This window comes from Janthinobacterium sp. GL_088, assembly GCF_057837845.1.
Window position 1 is genome coordinate 1,795,788 of the sequence record NZ_CM174453.1, and the last position, 17,642, is coordinate 1,813,429.

The 17,642-nt window shown below is 66.1% G+C and carries 17 protein-coding genes; 7 read left to right on the top strand and 10 right to left on the bottom strand.

The features are described 5' to 3' along the window. Window positions 1-106: 106 nt before the first annotated feature. On the bottom strand, window positions 107-904 hold the full coding sequence (locus AC3IQ7_RS08170) for a hypothetical protein (protein ID WP_489208924.1): 798 nt from the start codon (window positions 902-904) through the stop codon (window positions 107-109). Between the two features lie 229 nt (window positions 905-1,133). Between AC3IQ7_RS08170 and ylqF the strand changes: the two genes are divergently transcribed. Next, complete coding sequence (gene ylqF / locus AC3IQ7_RS08175; RefSeq protein WP_035825692.1) at window positions 1,134-2,054, top strand: ribosome biogenesis GTPase YlqF; 921 nt, start codon at window positions 1,134-1,136, stop codon at window positions 2,052-2,054. Between the two features lie 69 nt (window positions 2,055-2,123). Here the strand turns inward: ylqF and AC3IQ7_RS08180 are convergent, their stop codons facing one another. Then, window positions 2,124-2,927 carry a DODA-type extradiol aromatic ring-opening family dioxygenase gene (locus AC3IQ7_RS08180; protein WP_099378909.1) on the bottom strand — a complete coding sequence of 268 codons (804 nt, stop codon included), beginning with the start codon at window positions 2,925-2,927 and terminating at the stop codon, window positions 2,124-2,126. A 113-nt stretch (window positions 2,928-3,040) separates the two neighbouring features. On the opposite strand from AC3IQ7_RS08180, the gene AC3IQ7_RS08185 reads away from it, so the two are divergent. Continuing rightward, window positions 3,041-3,931: a LysR family transcriptional regulator gene (locus tag AC3IQ7_RS08185; RefSeq protein ID WP_489208927.1), complete on the top strand. Its 891-nt coding sequence runs from the start codon at window positions 3,041-3,043 to the stop codon at window positions 3,929-3,931. Here AC3IQ7_RS08185 and AC3IQ7_RS08190 read toward each other — a convergent pair whose 3' ends face one another. Both AC3IQ7_RS08190 and AC3IQ7_RS08195 read right to left on the bottom strand, forming a co-directional pair. Beyond that, window positions 3,932-4,816, bottom strand: coding sequence for a hypothetical protein (locus AC3IQ7_RS08190; protein ID WP_489208929.1), 885 nt, complete (start codon window positions 4,814-4,816; stop codon window positions 3,932-3,934). Then, entirely contained in the window at window positions 4,813-7,101 is a 2,289-nt protein-coding gene (locus AC3IQ7_RS08195; RefSeq protein WP_489208931.1) for a M1 family metallopeptidase, read from the bottom strand. The genes AC3IQ7_RS08190 and AC3IQ7_RS08195 overlap by 4 nt, the downstream gene beginning before the upstream one ends. Before the next feature lie 249 nt (window positions 7,102-7,350). Between AC3IQ7_RS08195 and AC3IQ7_RS08200 the strand changes: the two genes are divergently transcribed. The 5 genes from AC3IQ7_RS08200 to AC3IQ7_RS08220 all read left to right on the top strand — a co-directional run bounded on the left by AC3IQ7_RS08200 (window position 7,351) and on the right by AC3IQ7_RS08220 (window position 11,421). Further along, window positions 7,351-8,886, top strand: a complete 1,536-nt coding sequence (locus AC3IQ7_RS08200; RefSeq protein WP_489208933.1) for a TonB-dependent receptor domain-containing protein — start codon at window positions 7,351-7,353, stop codon at window positions 8,884-8,886. A gap of 146 nt (window positions 8,887-9,032) precedes the next feature. Then, window positions 9,033-9,704, top strand: a complete 672-nt coding sequence (locus AC3IQ7_RS08205; protein ID WP_070219418.1) for a thiol:disulfide interchange protein DsbA/DsbL — start codon at window positions 9,033-9,035, stop codon at window positions 9,702-9,704. A 12-nt stretch (window positions 9,705-9,716) separates the two neighbouring features. Then, window positions 9,717-9,941, top strand: a complete 225-nt coding sequence (locus tag AC3IQ7_RS08210; RefSeq protein ID WP_099378912.1) for a hypothetical protein — start codon at window positions 9,717-9,719, stop codon at window positions 9,939-9,941. Between the two features lie 82 nt (window positions 9,942-10,023). Continuing rightward, the gene (locus AC3IQ7_RS08215) at window positions 10,024-10,770 is read left to right on the top strand and encodes an SDR family oxidoreductase (RefSeq protein ID WP_099378913.1); all 747 of its coding nucleotides are present in this window, start codon (window positions 10,024-10,026) and stop codon (window positions 10,768-10,770) included. A gap of 120 nt (window positions 10,771-10,890) precedes the next feature. Beyond that, complete coding sequence (locus tag AC3IQ7_RS08220; protein WP_099378914.1) at window positions 10,891-11,421, top strand: ester cyclase; 531 nt, start codon at window positions 10,891-10,893, stop codon at window positions 11,419-11,421. A gap of 10 nt (window positions 11,422-11,431) precedes the next feature. On the opposite strand, the gene AC3IQ7_RS08225 is transcribed toward AC3IQ7_RS08220, so the two are convergent. The 6 genes from AC3IQ7_RS08225 to AC3IQ7_RS08250 all read right to left on the bottom strand — a co-directional run bounded on the left by AC3IQ7_RS08225 (window position 11,432) and on the right by AC3IQ7_RS08250 (window position 17,639). Beyond that, window positions 11,432-12,346 carry a LysR family transcriptional regulator gene (locus tag AC3IQ7_RS08225; protein WP_099378915.1) on the bottom strand — a complete coding sequence of 305 codons (915 nt, stop codon included), beginning with the start codon at window positions 12,344-12,346 and terminating at the stop codon, window positions 11,432-11,434. Beyond that, window positions 12,343-13,248, bottom strand: coding sequence for an efflux RND transporter periplasmic adaptor subunit (locus tag AC3IQ7_RS08230; protein ID WP_322427604.1), 906 nt, complete (start codon window positions 13,246-13,248; stop codon window positions 12,343-12,345). Before AC3IQ7_RS08230 ends, AC3IQ7_RS08225 begins: the two co-directional genes overlap by 4 nt. A 41-nt stretch (window positions 13,249-13,289) precedes the next feature. Next, window positions 13,290-13,490 (bottom strand): DUF1656 domain-containing protein, encoded by a 201-nt coding sequence (locus AC3IQ7_RS08235; protein WP_086138240.1) that lies wholly within the window; start codon window positions 13,488-13,490, stop codon window positions 13,290-13,292. Continuing rightward, on the bottom strand, window positions 13,480-15,636 hold the full coding sequence (locus tag AC3IQ7_RS08240) for an FUSC family protein (RefSeq protein WP_489208938.1): 2,157 nt from the start codon (window positions 15,634-15,636) through the stop codon (window positions 13,480-13,482). Before AC3IQ7_RS08240 ends, AC3IQ7_RS08235 begins: the two co-directional genes overlap by 11 nt. A gap of 10 nt (window positions 15,637-15,646) precedes the next feature. Continuing rightward, the gene (locus AC3IQ7_RS08245; protein WP_046682655.1) at window positions 15,647-16,153 is read right to left on the bottom strand and encodes a MarR family winged helix-turn-helix transcriptional regulator; all 507 of its coding nucleotides are present in this window, start codon (window positions 16,151-16,153) and stop codon (window positions 15,647-15,649) included. 73 nt (window positions 16,154-16,226) lie between these two features. Then, window positions 16,227-17,639: an efflux transporter outer membrane subunit gene (locus AC3IQ7_RS08250; protein ID WP_099378917.1), complete on the bottom strand. Its 1,413-nt coding sequence runs from the start codon at window positions 17,637-17,639 to the stop codon at window positions 16,227-16,229. Window positions 17,640-17,642 lie beyond the last annotated feature (3 nt).

Below are 17,642 nucleotides of genomic sequence, written 5' to 3' on the forward strand. Positions count from 1 at the left end.
ATTGCTTTTCATTTAAGAGGCGATATTAGAGCATACTTTTTTGTTTCTTTCAGTAAATATAAGAATCCATGTGGAAATATTTGACCTGGCTGCGCGAGCGGTGCCTTTACTGGCGCTGCGCCGCCTGCAAGGGCGCAGCCGGGGCGGCTTCGGCCATTTTTCCATCGTCGGCATAGGTCAGGGTCAGCAGGGTATTGTCGTCCCAGTTCACGTCATGCAGCGGCGGCACGTAGCGCTGCCGGTCTTGCGTGACGCGGATGTCCAGCGTGCGCTCGCCCGAGCGCGCCTGCACGGCAAGCAGCTTGCGCACGACGGGAAACGGCACGTGGATCAGCGATGAGTGGCACGGCCCGCCTGCCAGGCGGAACAGGTTGCGCCGCACAAAAGACAGCTCATCCTGCTCGACGGCCCAGCGGATTTCGCATTCCAGGCGCAAGTCGCCCAGCCGGCGCACGTTCTGGGGCAGGCCCGGCGTGTGGATGTCGGCGCGCCAGCGCAAGGTGTCGCGCTTCTTGTTGCTGACCAGGTCGGCATTCGCATCGTAGGCGGTCTTGTCGCGCGACAAGGTGAAGCCGCCGTCCGCTGCCAGCGGCACGGGGATCGACAGGTTGTCGGCCGACAGGTGCAAGGTCACGCCATCGAGCCTGGCCTGGGGCGTGGCGGGGATCAGCATGAAGCGCAGCGGCGCGCCCGGCGCCAGGCGCTGGTGATCGGCATACGCGTCGAGTCCCCTGAGCATGGTGCGGTAGGGACGCAGGTCGGGATCGCGCGTGCTTTGCACGTCGACAATCTGCTGCATTTCCTGGTTCACCGGGTCGCCCGGCGCCGCTGCTTGTTGCTGGGCCATGACGGGCAGCAGGCAGGCGTAGAGGGCGGCGAGGAGGCAGAAGCGGGGAAGATGCATGGAATGCGTGCCAGGTTAAGCTTGCGATGGGGAAACCCGTCCAGGCTGGACGGACTGCGGATCTTATCATTCATGTAACTGCCAAATTATCACCAATTGTCTCGTTCATGTCGCACGGCTGGCGTTGGCGGCGGAAAATGGGACGTCGTGGCGGCAACCACGTAAAATAGCGGATTGACCGAACGATTTTGAAAGCAAGAGCATGGCGATACAATGGTACCCAGGACACATGAACGCGGCCCGCAAGAAAGCGGCCGAGACCATGGAAAACACCGATCTGGTGATTGAAGTGGTGGACGCGCGCCTGCCGGCAGCCAGCTGCAATCCCATGGTGGACGAGCTGCGCCTGTTCCGCCAGCGCCCTTGCCTGAAAATCCTCAACAAGACCGACCTGGCCGATCCTGCCGCGACAGCCGCCTGGGTGGCCTATTTCAATGCCCAGGAAGGCGTGACCGCGTATGCGATGACGACCAAGAAGCCGGGCGACGTGGCGCGCATTCCGGACCTGGCCAAATCGCTGGCGCCGCACCGCGGCGTGCCGACGAAACCGCTGCGCATCATGATCATGGGCATCCCCAACGTGGGCAAGTCGACCTTGATGAACGCGTTGCTGAAAAAGCGCGTGGCCAAGGTGGGCGACGAGCCGGCTGTTACAAAGATGCAGCAAAAGCTGTACTTGGACAAGAACACCATCCTCGTCGACACCCCCGGCATGCTGTGGCCGAAGATCGCCATCCCGAGCGACGGCCTGATGCTGGCGGCCAGCCACGCCATCGGCTCGAACGCACTGATCGAAGAGGAAGTGGCCGTATTCCTGGCCGAAGAATTGCTCAAGCGCTACCCGGACTTGCTGGCGACCCGCTACGGCACCAAGGTCGATGAAGTCGACGCCATCGGCGTGGTCGAAGGCATCGCCGCCAAGCGCGGCTTCCGCATCAAGGGCGGCGACTACGATTTCGAGAAAGCCTCGCATACCTTGCTGCTCGACTACCGCAGCGGCATCCTCGGACGTATTTCGCTGGAAACGCCGGACACGCGCGCGGCCCTGCTGGCCCAGCACGCGGCCGAAATGGCGGAGAAAGCGGCCAAGGCAGCGGAAATTGCTGCCGAGAAGGCGAAGAATGCGGCGCGCGGCAAGCGCGGCACGTAAGTTACCGCTTCACCATGAAAAAAGCGCCGCGACAGCAATGTCGCGGCGCTTTTTTCATGTGCTAGCCGATTAGCCGAATTTGAAGCTTGTCACCGCCAGCGCCCCAAAGAAATTCTCCTCGTGGTACACCACCTGCGCCGCTTCCTGCTCGGCCGCGCCGAGCGCCACCATCAGCGGCAGCAGATGGTCTTCCTGCGGATGGGCCTGGCGCGCGCCGGGTGCACGGTCCCAGGCCAGCAATTGCTCCAGCCGTTGTTCTGGGGGCAAGGCCATGGCCTGACGCAGCCAGGCGTCGAACTGGTGCGAGGCGACGGCGCCCGCCTGGCCGAACTGGCGCAGGTTATGGTAACTGAGGCCGCTGCCCAGTATCAGCACGCCTTGCCGGCGCAGGCTGGCCAGCGCGCGGCCCACCTCGACGTGCGTGAGCGGGTCGTAGCCGTGTTTCAGCGACAGTTGCACCAGCGGCATGTCGGCCTGCGGGTAGATGGGGAACAGGGCGCTGAAGGTGCCGTGGTCGAAACCGCGCTCGTGGTCGAGGCGCGCTGGATGGCCGGCCGCGTCCAGCAATTGTTTCACCTGCGCCGCCAGTTCCGGTGCGCCGGGCGCCGGGTATTGGATCTGGTACGTGTGCGGCGGGAAGCCCGAATAGTCATAGATCATGCCCGGCCGGGGGCTGGCCGAAACGAGAAATTGCGGCCCTTCCCAGTGCGCTGTGACGACCAGCACGGCTTTCGGCCGCGCGCCGATCTGGCGCGGGATATCCTGCAACGACGCTTCCAGCACGTCGTAGCGGCCGCCGAACTGGTCTTTCATGAACGGCCACGGGCCGCCGCCGTGCGACAGGAAGTAAGTAGGGAAGGTGTGCTCTTGCATGGCGGCTCCAGAAGGAATGGCTGATGATGGGACCATGATAGTTATGCGCAGTCAGTTGATCAAGGTCGCAATTATTGATATATCATTTCCATTTTGTTGATGATGGGATGGTCATGGATACCTTGCGCAGCATGCGCGTGTTTCGCGCCGTGGTGGAACTCGACAGTTTTGTGCGCGCCAGCGAGCGCCTCGATCTGTCGCCGGCCATGGTCAGCAAGCATGTGATGCACCTGGAGCGCCACCTGGGCGCGCGCCTGCTGAACCGCAGCAGCCGCCACCTGAGCCTGACGGAAATCGGCAAGGTGTATTTTGAACAGTGCCGCGACATGCTCGACAATCTCGACGAGGTGGAAGCGACCGTGGGCCGCACGACGGTGGTGCCGCGCGGCATGCTGCGCCTGAGCGCGCCCGTCTGGTTCGCCAACGCCATCTTTACGCGCACCCTGGCCGCCTACCGCGAACGCTTCCCGGAAGTGACGTTCGACATCGACCTCAGCGGAAGAGTCGTCAATCTGGTGGAAGAGGGTTTCGACCTGGCCCTGCGCGTGAGCCAGGCCCCATCACCGACCCTGATCGCGCGGCCCATCGGCAGCATCGAATTCCACTTGGTGGCCGCGCCCGCCTACCTGGCGCGCGCGGGCCACCCGCACCTGCCGCAGGACCTGGCGCGGCACGCCATGATCAGCTATTCCTTGTTGGCGAACGGCAATGAGCTGGCCTTCGACGGGCCGCAGGGACGCGAGACGGTGAAGTTCTCGCCTGTCCTGCAATGCAATAACGAAAGCCTGCTGCATGCGGCCGCGCTCGACGGCATGGGCATCGCGCTGCTGCCGTCGTGGCAGACGGATGCGGATCTGGCGGCCGGGCGGCTGGTGCGCCTTTTCGATGATTTCAAGTTGGCGGGCGGCAAGGTGTACGCCGTCTACACGAGCCGCCGCTACCTGTCCTCGAAAGTGCGCACCTTCATCGACTTCCTTGCCGATGAAGGGCGCCTGGGGACTTGATTACGCCAGCGAGCGCTTGACGTCGATCAGCGCGAACAGGCGCGCGCTGCGCATCCACGCCAGCACCAGCGCCGCCAGCTGCGTCACCAGCAGGCCGGCCACGATGGCCAGTGGACCGGGCGCGGCCAGGTTCAGGCGCGCCACGCCCAGCAGCGCATACAGCGCCAGTCCCAGCACGGTGATGACGAGGTAGATGGCCAGGCTGGCCAGCGGACGCCGGCGCAGCATGCCGAGACCCCGCCACCAGGCCTTGACGGCCGAGGTGCGGCGACGGTCGACAGCCAGCGCCGCGCGGCCGGCGTCGAGCGTGGCGCAGGCCAGCAGGAACAGCACGCCCGTGAGCAGCAAGGCCAGGTGGCGGGCCAGATCGGCGTCGGCTTCCAGGATGGCTTTCGCCGCGTGCTTGTCGGCCAGTTTCAGCGCGCCGGCGCCGATCGCCAGCGCCACGCCCAGCGGCACGATGCTCCACAACAGCATGCGCAGCATGCGGCCGTATTCGCTGAAGGCGCCCGTCAGCAGGGGACCGAAGCCGAGCGGCACCGGCGCGCGCGCGGCCGTCACCACCAGGCCGGTCAGCAGCGGCGACAGCAGCAGGGCCAGCACGATGCCCGTGATGGCGGCCTGGCTGATGGCGGCGCCGTTGCGCCCCGTATTGGCCACCAGGTCGGCCAGGGTCATCAGGTCGAGCTTGTGCGCCAGGGCCGCCGCATGCACGGCGTTATCGAGGCTGGCGCCCAGGGTGCGCCAGAGGGGAATGACGGCAAGGATGGCGGGGATCAGCAGCAGGCCCGCCCACAGCAGCAGCAAGCGCCATTGCAGGGCGGCGCGGCTGGCGCGCATGGTCAGGGTCAGGCCGCTGGCCCGTGTCGTGGAAGTGGCGCTCATACGATGGCAATCAGGGAAAGGAGGTATTGGAAGACGGCGGCAAGGTCGAAGCTCCAGCGCCGCGAGGCCGAGGTATCGGCTTTCAGGGTGCGGCTGTCATCAAGCTTGTTGACGTCGAGGTAGTGCACGCGGTCCGGGTCCAGTTCGGCCGAGACGGCCTTCACGGGCTTGCTCCAGGTGTAGCGCTGCCACAGCTGCTCGTTATCCCACACCACGCGTTCGGAGCTGCCGTCGGCGAACTTCACCAGCAGCACCTGCGGCACGGGCGCGCCGCGGCGGCGCAAGACCACGCTGGTGAGATAAGGATACGGTCCCGTGCCAGGCTTGGCGTCCGGATGCGCCTTGTCCCACGCCTCGCGCACCTTTTTCTCCTCTTTTTCCAGCGTTTCGGCCGTATGTTCCACGCGCTTGCCGTTCACCAGCGCCGTGCCGGCCAGCGGCGTCTGCTCTTCGCTGGTGAAGCTGCCGATGCGGTCGTCGATATTCGCGCTGGCATACACTTGCTGCGCGAAGACCTGTTCCACGATGCGGCGCTGGCCCGTCGCCTCGGCCAGCGTTTCGCGCAGGTCGGCCACGCTCGGATGGCGGAATTTCCACTGTTCGTAATAGGCCTTGAAGCCCCGTTCCATGGCTTCGCTGCCGATGCGCGCTTCCAGGTCGCGCATGGTGATGGCCGTGCGGCTGTAGACGGGGCCTACGCCCTGCAGGCGGTTCCACGCGTTCTGGCCCAGCGGGTCGGCCGCATCCTGGCGCGGCGCGGCCATGCGCTCGAATTCGAAGACCTTGAAGACGGGATCGAATCCCAGGCGCTTGAGCAGGGGCGTGGTGGCGTGGATGTGCTGGTCGCGCGCGCGCAGCATGCGCTGGTCCCAGTACTCGTTCAAGCCTTCGTCGAGGATCGGCTCCTCGAATTCGTTCGAGGCCAGGATGCCATAGAAATAGCCATGGCCGAATTCGTGGATGGTGACGAAATCGAGGCCGAATTCGGGTATGGTCTTCGGCTGCAGGTTGGCGTAGCTCGACGCCGTGATGAAGGTCGGATATTCCATGCCGCCCGCTTCAGCCGCGTTAAACGGCGGAATCACCACCGTCAGGGTCTTGTACGGATACGGGCCCAGGGTGCGCGAGAAATACGTGAGCGAATCCTTCGCCGCCTGCAGCGCGGGTGCCGCGTTCGACGCGTATTCGGGCGGGTACAGCACCTTGATGGTCACGGGCGGGCTGCCAGGACCGCTCCAGCTGCCTGTCAGCGGCTGCGCGCTGCGCTTGTCGGCCGTCCAGGCGAAATCGTGCACGTCGCCCTGCACATAGTGATGCGTGAGCATGCCGTTCTTTTCCTGCGGCGCGCCCTGCAATTCGCCCGTGGCGCCCACCGTGTACTCCTTGGGCACGGTCAGCTTTACGTCGTAGTTGCCGAAATCGGCGTAGAACTCCGAATTGAGGTGGAATTCATGCGCGTTCCAGCGCGGCGCGGTGGCGCCCCGTTCGCCGGGCAGTTCCAGCACGGCGATCTTGGGGAACCACTGGCCCACCAGGTGGAAGCTGCCGAAATAGCCGGTGCGCGCGATGACGCGCGGCAGCTGGTCGAAGAAGCGGATGTCGAGCGTCGTCTCGGCGCCCGGCGCGACGGCTTGCGGCAGGTCGACGCGCACGACGGTGCGGTCGGTGGCCGGGCCGTTGTCCGGCTGGACGAAATGCCAGGGCGCCTTGGCGCCGTTCTGCGTCATGCTGCGCAGTTCGATGTAGCCCCACTCGCCGTCGCGCGTGTCGACGCCCGAGCGGAAGCCCGTGTCGAGCTTGCGCTTTTCGGTAAAGAAGGTCGAATGTTCGCCTTCGAAGGCGTTCAGGTACAAGTGCAGGTAGACGCTGCTGACGGCTTGCGCGCTGCGGTTGCGCCAGCGCAGTTTCTGCTGGCCGTCGATCGTGTGCTTGACGGGATCGAGCGTCGCTTCGATCTGGTAGTCGACCACGCGGTCCGACAGGGTCGCTTGCGCGCCCGTGCGCACACCGCCCCAGGCGTTGCTGGCGCTGGGCGTGCTGACGGCCGACGCGTGCGGCGACGCCAGGGCGATGCCGTCGGCCGATGGCGCCAGCGGCTTGGGCGCGCTGGCCGGCTTGCCTTGGCCCGGCTGGGCGAACAGGTCGGCCTGCAGGGCGAGGCCGGCCAGCAGCAGGGCGGCGATGGAGAGGGCTTTGAGCTTGCCCGAGATGGGGAAAAAACCAATGCTGCGGCGCGTGCCGCGGGGACTTGGTGGCCCCTGGCGCGTTGTGCTACGACTTTCCATGCGTGACTCCCACAGTGACTTCTTATTGTTGATTTTTAAATGCAGTCGGCTGCGCCCAGGATCGCCGGGCGCAGCTAGCTTAATATACCTACAAAAATGCCAAATCACCAATAAAATATTGGCATAAGGAAAGTACCATCGGGCTGGCGCTTGCGGCGCCGCGCGCCGTGCGTATAATGATTCGCTTTTGCCATCGCTCCGTTCCACCAGCGCGCGCCCGCGCCGCGGTGACGCCTCAAGCCTGCCGCCATGATGCCTGCCCCTCCCGTCCTGACCATCGCTACGCGCGCCTTGCTGCTGTGCGCCCTGGCCATGCCGGCGTGCGCGCAGGATGGCGTGAATGGCGTGGATGGCGGCGTCACGCATGGCGACGTGTCCGCCGAACTGGGGCAGGGCGGCCAGCACAGCGTGCGCGGCGCCCTGTCGCGCGAGCAGGGCGGCATGACGCTCGATGCGGCCGTCGACGCTCTGCGCAACGGCAATTACCGCGATGGCAGCGTGTTTCACCAGCGCGGCTTCAACGGCGGCGCGGAATGGAAGGCGCGCCAGGGCCGCTTCGGCTTCAGCGCCGACCAGCTGAACCAGGACACCCGCTATCCCGCGCCCGAGGCGCCGTTCCTGGCCTTGCTGGCGGCCCGTCCCGAAGACCTGTACCGCTATGAGGTGCGGCGCGCCAGCGCCTTCGTGCAGCGCTATGTCGGCAAGTTCGAGCTGGGCGTGGAACTGTCGCAGCGGGAAAAGCGCGCCGCGGCCCACTATGCGGGCGAGGACGGCAGCAGTGAATCGACCTACAGCAGCCGTCGCCGGCAACTGGCGCCGCGCCTGCGCCATTACGGCAAGGTGGGCGGCGTGGGCACGGATACGGAAGTGGGCCTGGACCTGATGCAGTGGCAGCGGCGCTCGGGCCGCGATGGCGATGCGCGCCGGCGCCAGTATTCGCGCGCGCTGCTGCTGCGCGAGGAACTGGCCTTCGGCGGCCCGTATGCGCCGCGACTGCTGCTGGGGCTGCGGCATGAACAGTTCCAGCTCGATCCGGCCGACCTGCCCGCCGGCGGCAGCGACTGGGAAAACCAGAATGCCTGGGACGTGCAGGGCAGCCTGCAATTGCGCCCGCAACTGAGCGTGTACGCCAAGGCTGCGCGCAGCTACCGCATCGACGACGATGGCTATACCAGTGCCGGCTACCGCCCCCTGGCGGGCCAGCTGCGGCGCGACATGGAAGTGGGCGCCACCTTCGGCGATGCGGCGCGCAGCGCTTCCGTGCGCGTGTTCAGCGAGCGCCTGAGCAACCAGATCGTCTTCGATCAGAGCCTGGGCCAGCTGGGCTTTGCGGGCAACCTCGACCCCTCGCGCCGAGACGGCATCGCCATCGAGGCCAGCATGGCGCTGGCGCGCGACTGGCGCCTCGACGCTCAAGTGCGCCAAGTGCATGCGCGCTATGACGATTACGCCTACGACGGCCCGGACATCGCCCTCGTGCCGAAAACCCTGGCCAGCCTGCGCCTGTACTGGACGGGGCAGGGCGGCGCCAGTGCCGACGTGGGCGTGCAATGGCTGCGCGCCCTGCGCTATGGTCCCGATTTCGCCAACAGCTGCCTGGCGCAAGTGCCTGCGTTTGCCACCGTGGACGGGCGCTATGTGCGCAAGCTGGGCGCCTGGGAGCTGGAACTGGCCGGCAGCAACCTGGCCAACCGCCGCCATTATGGCGATGCGCCCGGTTGCCGTTCCAGCATTTACCTCAACGACGCGCGCCAGCTGCGCATGTCGGCGCGCTACCATTTTTGAGGAGCGAGCGCAGCGGGGCTTAAATGCGGCTTAAGCGGGCACAAACCGGGGCGATAAACACGGATTTTTTCCGCCCGGGCCTCATCGCCCGGCGCAAAAAGTGGTAATCTCGCCCCGTTCACGACCATTTATGATGAAGGATTATTATGCGTTTTCTGCGTTTCTTGCGTCCCCTGCTTGCCGCCGTCACCCTGGTGGCGGCCACCGGCGGCGCCATGGCGGCCGATACCGGCTTTACCACGCTCCCGACGCCAGTGCGCACGGACACGGGCAAGAAGGTGGAAGTGGTCGAGTACTTCATGTATTCCTGCCCGCATTGCTACGCGCTCGATCCGCTGATGCACGACTGGGTCAAGAAGCAGGGCGACAAGATCGCCTTCCGCCGCATCCACCTGGCCTTCTCCGGCCCGAAAGACCCGCAGGCGCACGCCTATGCCACCCTGGAAGCGATGGGCCAGCTGGACCAGTTCCACGATAAGATATTCCGCGCCATCCACGTCGAGCGCAACCGCCTGAACCGCGATGACGCCATCCTCGACCTGCTGGTGAAGAACGGCATCGACAAGGCGAAGTACCTGGACATGTTCAATTCCTTCGGCGTGCAGACCAAGCTGAAACGCAACGAGCAGCTGATCGCCGCCAGCAAGATCGACAGCGCGCCGACCATCGTCATCGATGGCCGCTTCGTCACGTCGCCGGCGCAGCTGTCGCGTCCTGGCCAGTCCGAGCCGCAAACCCAGGCAGCGACCCTGCGCGTGATGGATGAACTGGTGGCGCGCGTGCTGAAAGAGCGCGCCCCGGCGCCTGCGAAGAAGTAAACGGAGAACGTCATGAAACAGCTGCCCTGGACCCTGTGCGCGCTGGCCTTCGCCCTCGTGGCGTGGCTGGCGATCGCCGTCGTCAGCGTGGAAAACCAGCGCAATGCGCTGGTCACCAAGGCTTGCGTGGACCCCGCGTTCAAGAACGAGGTCGATGCGAAATGCCTGGCGTCCGTGCGGTCGCGCGAACACTGGTGGCAGCACTTGACTTACGCCATGACGCATTTCCGAAATTGAAAGTATCAGTACGAAAAACCCGCCGCGCGCGGGTTTTTTTTTCGTCCGCGTATGATGAAGCCACAACTATTCAGGAGGGACAATGAAGGAAGTGATCTTGATTACCGGCAGCAGCCGCGGCATCGGTGCAGCGACGGCGCAGCTGGCGGCGCGCCAGGGCTATGCCGTGTGCGTCAATTATGTGCGCGATGCGCAGGCGGCCGGGGAACTGTGTGCGCGCATCGTGGCCGACGGGGGCGAGGCCATCGCTGTGCAGGCTGACGTCAGCGATGAAGCGGACGTGGAACGCCTGTTTGCGGAAATCGACGCGCGCCTGGGGACGCTCACGGCGCTGGTCAACAATGTGGGCGTGCTGGAGCAGAAATGCCGGCTGGCCGACATTTCCGTGCAGCGTCTCGAACGCGTGCTGCGCACCAACGTGATCAGTTATTTCCTGTGCTGCCAGCAAGCCGTGCGGCGCATGTCGACGGCGAATGGCGGGCAGGGCGGGCGCATCGTGAACGTCTCGTCGGTGGCCGCGCGCATCGGCTCCCCGGGCGAATACATCGATTACGCTGCCTCGAAAGGCGCCGTCGACACCTTGACCCTGGGCCTGGCGAAGGAAGTGGCGGCCGAGGGCATCCGCGTCAACGGCGTGCGGCCCGGCATCATCTACACGGAGATCCACGCTTCGGGCGGCGAGCCGGGACGGGTGGCGCGCCTGGCGTCCGGCGTGCCGATGCAGCGGGGCGGCCAGCCGGAAGAAATTGCCGGCGCCATCCTGTACCTGCTGGGACCGGACGCCACGTATGTGACGGGCAGCATCCTCGACGTGGCGGGCGGGCGCTGATTTTCAACTTCTGCAAGCAACTGATTCAAGCGCAGGGCCAATTATCAAGTGGGGCAAGCGAGTCCAGAATGACGGTGTGCCATTGCAGTAGGCACGCCGATCAACTCATTTGGAACTACCATGCCCGCTTTTGCCCCCGCCATCCTCGCCCTGTCGCTGCTGGCCGCCGCGCCAGCCCATGCCGTCGTCAATCTGCCCATGCCGGCCCACCTGGCCGGTGCCGCTGCCACCGACAAGGTGGTGCTGGCCGCGCGCCGCTACGCCGCGTTCTGGCAGAGCGGCGATCCAGCCGTGGCGCGCCAGGCGCTGGCCGACGATTTTACCGACCGCACCTTGCCCGCCGGGCGTCCACAGGGATGGGCCGGCCCGCTGCAGGCATCGCAGGTGTTCCACGCTGCCGTGCCGGACTTGCAGGTGACCATCGACGACATGCTGGTAGCCGGTGACCGGGTCACCTTGCGCCTGCATTTTACGGGCCATTTCACGGGCGTCTTCCCCACGCCACAGGGCGAGCTGCGCGGTCAGGGGCAATCCATCGACTTTTACGCGTTTGATTTGTACCGGGTCAATGCGCAGGGACGCATCAGCGACAACTGGCACCTGGAAGATAATTTGACGCTGCTGCGGCAGCTGGGCGTGCTGGTGCCCTGAGCGTGGCCCCTTAGCGCTGGGCTGGCAGGGCGGCGAACTGCTGCTGCAGGAAGTCGGCCAGCAGGGTGATGCGCGGCGCCTGGAAGCGGCTGCGCCGGTACAGCAGGTTCAGGGGGACGCTATCGGCAAAGTGATCGTCGAGCACCGTCTGCAGGCGCCCTGCGCGCAGGTCATCGCCGATGTCGAGCAGAGATTTGTAGGCATAGCCATGGCCGGCCACTGCCCAGCGGCGGATGATTTCGCCGTCGTTGCTGTGCCAGGCGCCCTGCAGGCGCAGACTGTGGCGCTTGCCGTCTTCGCGGTAGCGCCATTCCTGCGGCGCGCCGTCGCCGGCCGTCAGCACGAGCGTCGGCAGCGACGCCAGGTCGCGCGGCGCGGCTGGCAAACCGACCCTGGCGGCCAGCGCGGGCGCTACGCACACGACGCGCCGGCCCGGGTGCAGCAGGCGCGCCACCATGTCGCTGTCGGGCAGCTCGCCGTAGCGGATGGCCAGGTCGACGTCGTCCTGCACCAGGTTGGCCGTGGCGTCCGTCAAGGTCAGCGCATGGCGCACCTGCGGGTGCAGCGCGGCAAAGCTGTCGAGCATCGGCAGCAGCAACTGGCGGCCGATGTCGGACGGCGCCGAGATGCGCACCACGCCGCGCACGGCGCCGCCCGCGTGCAAGCCGTCTTCGGCCTGCGCCAGCAAGTCCAGCGCCTGTTCGCTGTAGCGGCGGTAGTGCGCACCTTCGTCCGTCAGGCGCAGCTGGCGCGTGGTGCGCTCGAACAGGGTGACGCCCAGCGCCGTTTCCAGGCGCGCGATGGCGGCGCTGGCGGCGGCCGGCGACAGGCCGTGCTTGCGGCCGGCCGCGGAAAAGCTGCCCAGCGCCGCGGCGTCGAGGAACAGGGCGATTTCCGCCAGGCGTCCGGCGCCGCCGCGGATCATGCCGGGTGCGCGGCCGCTGGTTTCGGCGCCGGTGCCGAATGAGCCGAATGGGGCGTGATCACCACGGTGCAAGTGGTGCCTGCCACCAGCAGTTGTCCCTTCGGCTGCTCGTCGATGTGGATGCGCACGGGCACGCGCTGCGCCAGACGCACCCAGTTGAAGGTGGGGTTGACGTCGGCCAGCAATTCGCGGCCCGTGGCGGCGTCGCGGTCGGTGATGCCGCGCGCGATGCTTTCGATGTGGCCATGCAGGGTGCCGCCGCTCATCAGGTTCATTTCCGCCTTGTCGTCCTGCGCCAGCATGCCCAGCTTGGTCTCTTCGAAGTAGCCGACGACATAGTACGAGGCGCTGTCGATGACGGCCAGCTTGGCCGCGCCGACGGCGGCGAAGTCGCCCTTGTGCACGTTCAGGTTCGTCACGTAGCCGCTGACGGGCGCACGCACGGTGGTGCGCTCCAGGTTCAATTGCGCCAGGGTGCGCGCGGCCATGGCAGCCTGCACTTGCGACGAGGCCGAGCTGGCGGCAAAGCCGGCGCTTTCGCGGCTTTCCGTGGAAATGATGCTGGCGTCCAGGCCTGCGCGACGCTGCGCTTCCTTGCCGCGGCGGCCCTGCTCCGTTTTTTGCGCGGCCAGCACGGCGTCGGCCTGCGCCAGCGCGCTGGCATAGCGCTCCTTGTCGACGACGAACAGGATATCTCCCTTTTGCACCACCTGGTTGTCGCGCACCAGCACGTCCGTGACGGTGCCGGCGACGTCGGCGCTGATGTTGACGATGTCGGCCTTGATACGGCCATCGCGCGTCCACGGCGACTCCATGTAGCGGTCCCAGACGGTCTTGCCTATCCACAGGGCTGCGGCCAGTAGCAGCAGGGTGATTGCATAGCGGGTCAGTTTGCTTACCATGGCGGCAGCCTTTCCTTGATGGGGTTGAACAGTTTTTTTAATTATTTGTACAGCGATAAAGCCAGCGCGCCGAAGATGGCGATGAAGATGCACAGCCGCGCCAGCGACGGGTGCCACACCATGCGGTACACGCCCAGCCAGCCCAGCACGCGGTCGAGCAGGGTTTGCAGGACTATGCTGAGGATGAACAGGGGCAGCAGGGTGGGAATCAAAATTCCGAACAGGGCGAATTCACGCGGCATGGTGGTCTCCGGCGCCAGGCGCCATGTGGTCGAGCAATGAGGTGTAGATCGAATGCAGGTCGGCCAATGCCGTCTGCAGGCGCAGGTCTTGCTCCTGCTTGCGTTCTTGCGTCGCACCCGCTTCCGTCTGCGCCGCGCGCACCACGGCGCCCGCCTGCAGGGTGGCCGCCAGGGCCGCCTGCAGTGCCGTGTCGCTGCGCGTGCGCAGCCAGGTGGCGATGTGGTCCACGCACTGTTGCAGCGCGTGAGGCGTGGCGCCCGGCCGGGCCGTGGCGATCAGTTCGCGCAATTCGATCACGGAATGGCCAATTTCCAGCAGGGTCAGGGCCTGGCGCACGACGGCGCGCGTGGCCTCGCCCGGCGCCGGTCCGGCCGCCGCATTAAGCTGGCTGAGCAGGTCGCGCACGCGGTTGTCGAAGCGGTGTTTCACGCGCCGCGCGGGCGCCGTGCACGCATGCAGCGCTTCGCGCCACAGTGCGCGGCCGATATGGTCCTTGTGGCCCATCGTGTGCTCGGGCAGCAGCACGGCAAACACGAGGGCGGCCAGCATCAGGCCGACGATCAGGGCCATGCCCGTGTTCAAAAAGGCCGCGCCATCGACGTGCATCAGATTCGTCGGCGCCATCTGCGTGATGAAGGTCGACACGCCCAGGCCCACGCCCAGCTTGGCGGGATTCGTCATCAGATACAGGCCGACGGCCAGGAAGGGCGCAAAACTGAGTACCAGCATGGGGAAGCCGTCGCCGTGCACCAGCACGAAATACACGCAGACGAGCGACAGCGGCATGGCGATGAGGAAGCCTGCCAGCACCTGGCGGATCATCAGGATGGGGCGCGGCGAGGACGAGGCCAGCGCGCAGAACACGGCCGCCATCAGCATCGCCGTGCTGGCGTAGGGCCAGGCGAGGAAGTAGGCGCCCAGCGCCAGCAGGGCCAGGCTGATGGCCGCGCGCGCGCCGCTGGCGATCACCAGCGCAGGTGGCGTCTTCGGCGCGTAAGCCTGCGGCGTGCTGATTTCCAGCGGCGTGTCGTGCGCCAGGCTGAAATACACTTCGTGAAAGCGGCTCATGTCGCGCGCGAAGCGCTCGAGCAGCTCGCATACGGTATCGAAATCGATGCGCTGCGCATGCGCGATGGCGGCGCCGTCGATCTCGGCGCGCGCCTGGCCCAGCGCCGTCTGCAGATGCCGCTGCATGGTGTCGAGCGAGTCTTGCGACGGCGTCGTTTGCAGCGCCTCGGCGACGATGGCGTACAGGGGCGCGCAGGCTTGCATGACCAGCGTTTCGTCGTCGCGCTGCAGGCGATCGAACAGGCGGTGGAAGGTATAGAAGGTGGTCAGCGCCGTCATGAAGGTGGCGTTGAAGGCGTGCAGCTTGCGGTTTTGCGCGCGCACGTGGCTCACCTTGCTGGTGACTTCGAACAGGGCGGCCGAGCGCCCCAGTTCCAGCGCCGCCACGTCGGCGGCAAACTGCAGATGCGTCAGTTCCACCTGCGCCGGCGTGAGCTTTTGCTGCAGCACGTCCTGGCAAAAGGTGAGGAATTTTCCGTAGCGGGCCTGCACCGTGCGCATCACCTGCGTGCCCTGATGGCGCGGCAGCAGCACGCTGGAAACCGCCGCCGAGCAGATGATGCCCAGGCTCACTTCGGCCACCCGCGTGACGGCCAGCGCGAACACCTGCATCGGCTGCTCGATGGCGGGCAGCACGATCATGCAGGCCGTGTAGCCGGCCAGCACGTACACATACGACTGGGCGTTGCGGTGCAGGGCCGAGCCGCTCGTGCACAGGCCCACCCACAGGGCCAGGCCGGCGAACAGCAGCACGGGCTGCTGCGGGAACAGGCCGATCAGGGTCAGCGCGGCCGTGCATCCCAGCAGGGTGCCGCACAGGCGGTAAAAGCTCTTTTCCAGCACCATGCCGCTGCTGGGCAGGGCCAGGATGATGGTGGTGGTCATCGCCGTGCTGGGCGAATCGAGGCCCAGGCGGTAGGCCAGCCACAGGGCGCAGAAGGATGCGATGAGGGTCTTGGCGACGTAGATCCAGCGTTCGCCTTCCGTCGCGCGCCAGTCCTGCAGCGCCAGCGCCAGCCAGCGGGCCGCCTGGGTCAGGGGGCCGTATGTGGGTTTTGTTGCTGTGGCTGGCGTCATCGATAGGCTATCAGTTCTGGTTGTTGAGATTGTTGAGGTTGCGCAGCTGGCGCATGTACAGCTTGTCGAGCACTTGCAGCTCTTCTTCCGTGAAGCCTTCGTACAGGGCCGAGGTTTCCTGGTACACGTCGGGCAGCGCCGTCTCGATCAGGGCGCGGCCCTTGTCGGTCAGCGAGATCATCACCGAGCGGCGGTCGCCAGGGCGGGTGCCGCGGTGGATCAGGCCGCGCGTTTCCAGGTCGTTGCACACGCGTGTCAGGTTGGCCGGCTTTTCATGGCAGGCCATGCCCAGGGTGCAGGCGTTCGAGGTTTCGTCGTCCGTGCCGTACAGCACGGCCAGCACCATGTAGCTGGCATCGACCAGGTCGTGCTTTTTCAGCGCGGCATTGGTCAGGTCCTTCATGCCTTTTTGAATGTGATACGTCATGCGCAACAAACGCATCAGTTCCATGGGGAAGCCTGGCATGCGCGTGCGGATGTTTTGCAGCCGCTTGGAGGTGGCGTCAAAAGCGGTCATGTCATATTCCTTCATGTGTGAATAAAGTTCCGATTGTATCTTGTTGGGCTAGGGCAATGCCAGGATTGCAAGCTCAGATGCCGCCTCCCAGTGCATTCATCAAGGAAACGTACAGATCGAGTTCGCGCGCCCCATTCTGCGCCTGCTGCTGTTCTTCCGCCAGCAGCGCCACTTGCGTGTTGAGCATGGCGATGGCGTCGCTCATGCCCGCCTTGTAGGCCTTTTCCGCCAGGTCGCGCGCGCGCTGCGCCGTCGCCAGCGCCTGCACGGTCAGCTGGTGCTGTTTCGCCAGCGATTGCGCCTTGGTGACGGCATTGGCCACGTCCGACATGGCGTTGATGACGGTGGCGTTGTATTGCTCCACGGCGCCGTCATACACGGCCGTCTGGCTGCCCAGCTGGGCGCGCAAACGGGCGCCGGCAAAGATGGGCAGGCTCAGCGCGGGCGAGACGCCGCGGATGTCCGAGTTGGCGTCCAGAAAATGGCTGAAACCAAAGGCCTGGAAGCCGGCAAAGGCCACCAGGTTGACGTTCGGGTAGAACTCGGCCTTGGCCGCGTCGATGCGCTGCGCCGCCGCTTCCACGCGCCAGCGCTGGGCGGCGATGTCGGGGCGGCGGCCGATCAGCTCGGCCGGCAGGGCGGCGGGAATGGCCAGCGGCTGGTCCAGGCGCAGCACGGGACGCGTGAGCGCCGCACCGGCGGCCGGCCCCTTGCCTGCCAGGGCGGCCAGCTGGTTGCGCAGCAGGGCCAGCGATTCGGCCGACTGCTCCAGCTGGCGGCGGCCGGCCGGCAAGGTGGTTTCTATTTGCGCCACGTCGATGTCCGTGCCGATGCCGGCCGCCTTGCGCTGGCGCGTGATGTCGAGGATGCGGGCGCGCTGCGCCAGGCTGCGTTCGATCACATCCTGCACCCGGAACTCATACGACAGCTGGATGTAGGTGCGCACCAGCGCCGTTTCCAGGGCCAGGCGGGCCATCTGCGATTCGGCCGACGCCAGTTGCACGTCGCCCAGGGCGGCGGACAGGGCGGCGCGGTTGCGGCCCCACAGGTCCAGGTCGTACGACGCCGTGACGGTGGCCTGGTTGCGCCAGGCGTAATTGCCGGCCAGCGGCGCCGGCGTGCTGCCATGCTGCGAATACAGTTCGCGGTTGATGGAAACACTCGCGTCCGCCTGTGGGCGGGTCTTGTCCTCGGCAGCGCCGGCCAGCGCCTCGGCCTGGCGCACGCGCGCCTGGGCGCCGCGCAGGGTGGGGCTATCGGCCAGCGCCTGGTCCATCAGGCGGTTCAATTGGGGGTCGTGCAAGTCTTGCCACCATTGCGTGCGGGGCCATTGGATGGCGGCACTGGCGGCGGCATCCATGGCCTGGCTCGATTGCAGCTTGTTAGCGTCGAGCATGGCCGATTGCGGCGCGATATGGCCCATGTCGGCGCACGCGCTCAAGGCAAGGATCAGGCTGGCGGCAAGCAAACGGCGGTGCAGGGGCATGCA

Coding starts and splice junctions, on each gene's coding strand:
- AC3IQ7_RS08170 (WP_489208924.1), bottom strand. CDS start 904: ATGCATCTTCCCCGCTTCTGCCTCCTCGCCGCCCTCTACGCCTGCCTG.
- ylqF (WP_035825692.1), top strand. CDS start 1,134: ATGAACGCGGCCCGCAAGAAAGCGGCCGAGACCATGGAAAACACCGAT.
- AC3IQ7_RS08180 (WP_099378909.1), bottom strand. CDS start 2,927: ATGCAAGAGCACACCTTCCCTACTTACTTCCTGTCGCACGGCGGCGGC.
- AC3IQ7_RS08185 (WP_489208927.1), top strand. CDS start 3,041: ATGGATACCTTGCGCAGCATGCGCGTGTTTCGCGCCGTGGTGGAACTC.
- AC3IQ7_RS08190 (WP_489208929.1), bottom strand. CDS start 4,816: ATGAGCGCCACTTCCACGACACGGGCCAGCGGCCTGACCCTGACCATG.
- AC3IQ7_RS08195 (WP_489208931.1), bottom strand. CDS start 7,101: ATGGAAAGTCGTAGCACAACGCGCCAGGGGCCACCAAGTCCCCGCGGC.
- AC3IQ7_RS08200 (WP_489208933.1), top strand. CDS start 7,351: ATGATGCCTGCCCCTCCCGTCCTGACCATCGCTACGCGCGCCTTGCTG.
- AC3IQ7_RS08205 (WP_070219418.1), top strand. CDS start 9,033: ATGCGTTTTCTGCGTTTCTTGCGTCCCCTGCTTGCCGCCGTCACCCTG.
- AC3IQ7_RS08210 (WP_099378912.1), top strand. CDS start 9,717: ATGAAACAGCTGCCCTGGACCCTGTGCGCGCTGGCCTTCGCCCTCGTG.
- AC3IQ7_RS08215 (WP_099378913.1), top strand. CDS start 10,024: ATGAAGGAAGTGATCTTGATTACCGGCAGCAGCCGCGGCATCGGTGCA.
- AC3IQ7_RS08220 (WP_099378914.1), top strand. CDS start 10,891: ATGCCCGCTTTTGCCCCCGCCATCCTCGCCCTGTCGCTGCTGGCCGCC.
- AC3IQ7_RS08225 (WP_099378915.1), bottom strand. CDS start 12,346: ATGATCCGCGGCGGCGCCGGACGCCTGGCGGAAATCGCCCTGTTCCTC.
- AC3IQ7_RS08230 (WP_322427604.1), bottom strand. CDS start 13,248: ATGGTAAGCAAACTGACCCGCTATGCAATCACCCTGCTGCTACTGGCC.
- AC3IQ7_RS08235 (WP_086138240.1), bottom strand. CDS start 13,490: ATGCCGCGTGAATTCGCCCTGTTCGGAATTTTGATTCCCACCCTGCTG.
- AC3IQ7_RS08240 (WP_489208938.1), bottom strand. CDS start 15,636: ATGACGCCAGCCACAGCAACAAAACCCACATACGGCCCCCTGACCCAG.
- AC3IQ7_RS08245 (WP_046682655.1), bottom strand. CDS start 16,153: ATGACCGCTTTTGACGCCACCTCCAAGCGGCTGCAAAACATCCGCACG.
- AC3IQ7_RS08250 (WP_099378917.1), bottom strand. CDS start 17,639: ATGCCCCTGCACCGCCGTTTGCTTGCCGCCAGCCTGATCCTTGCCTTG.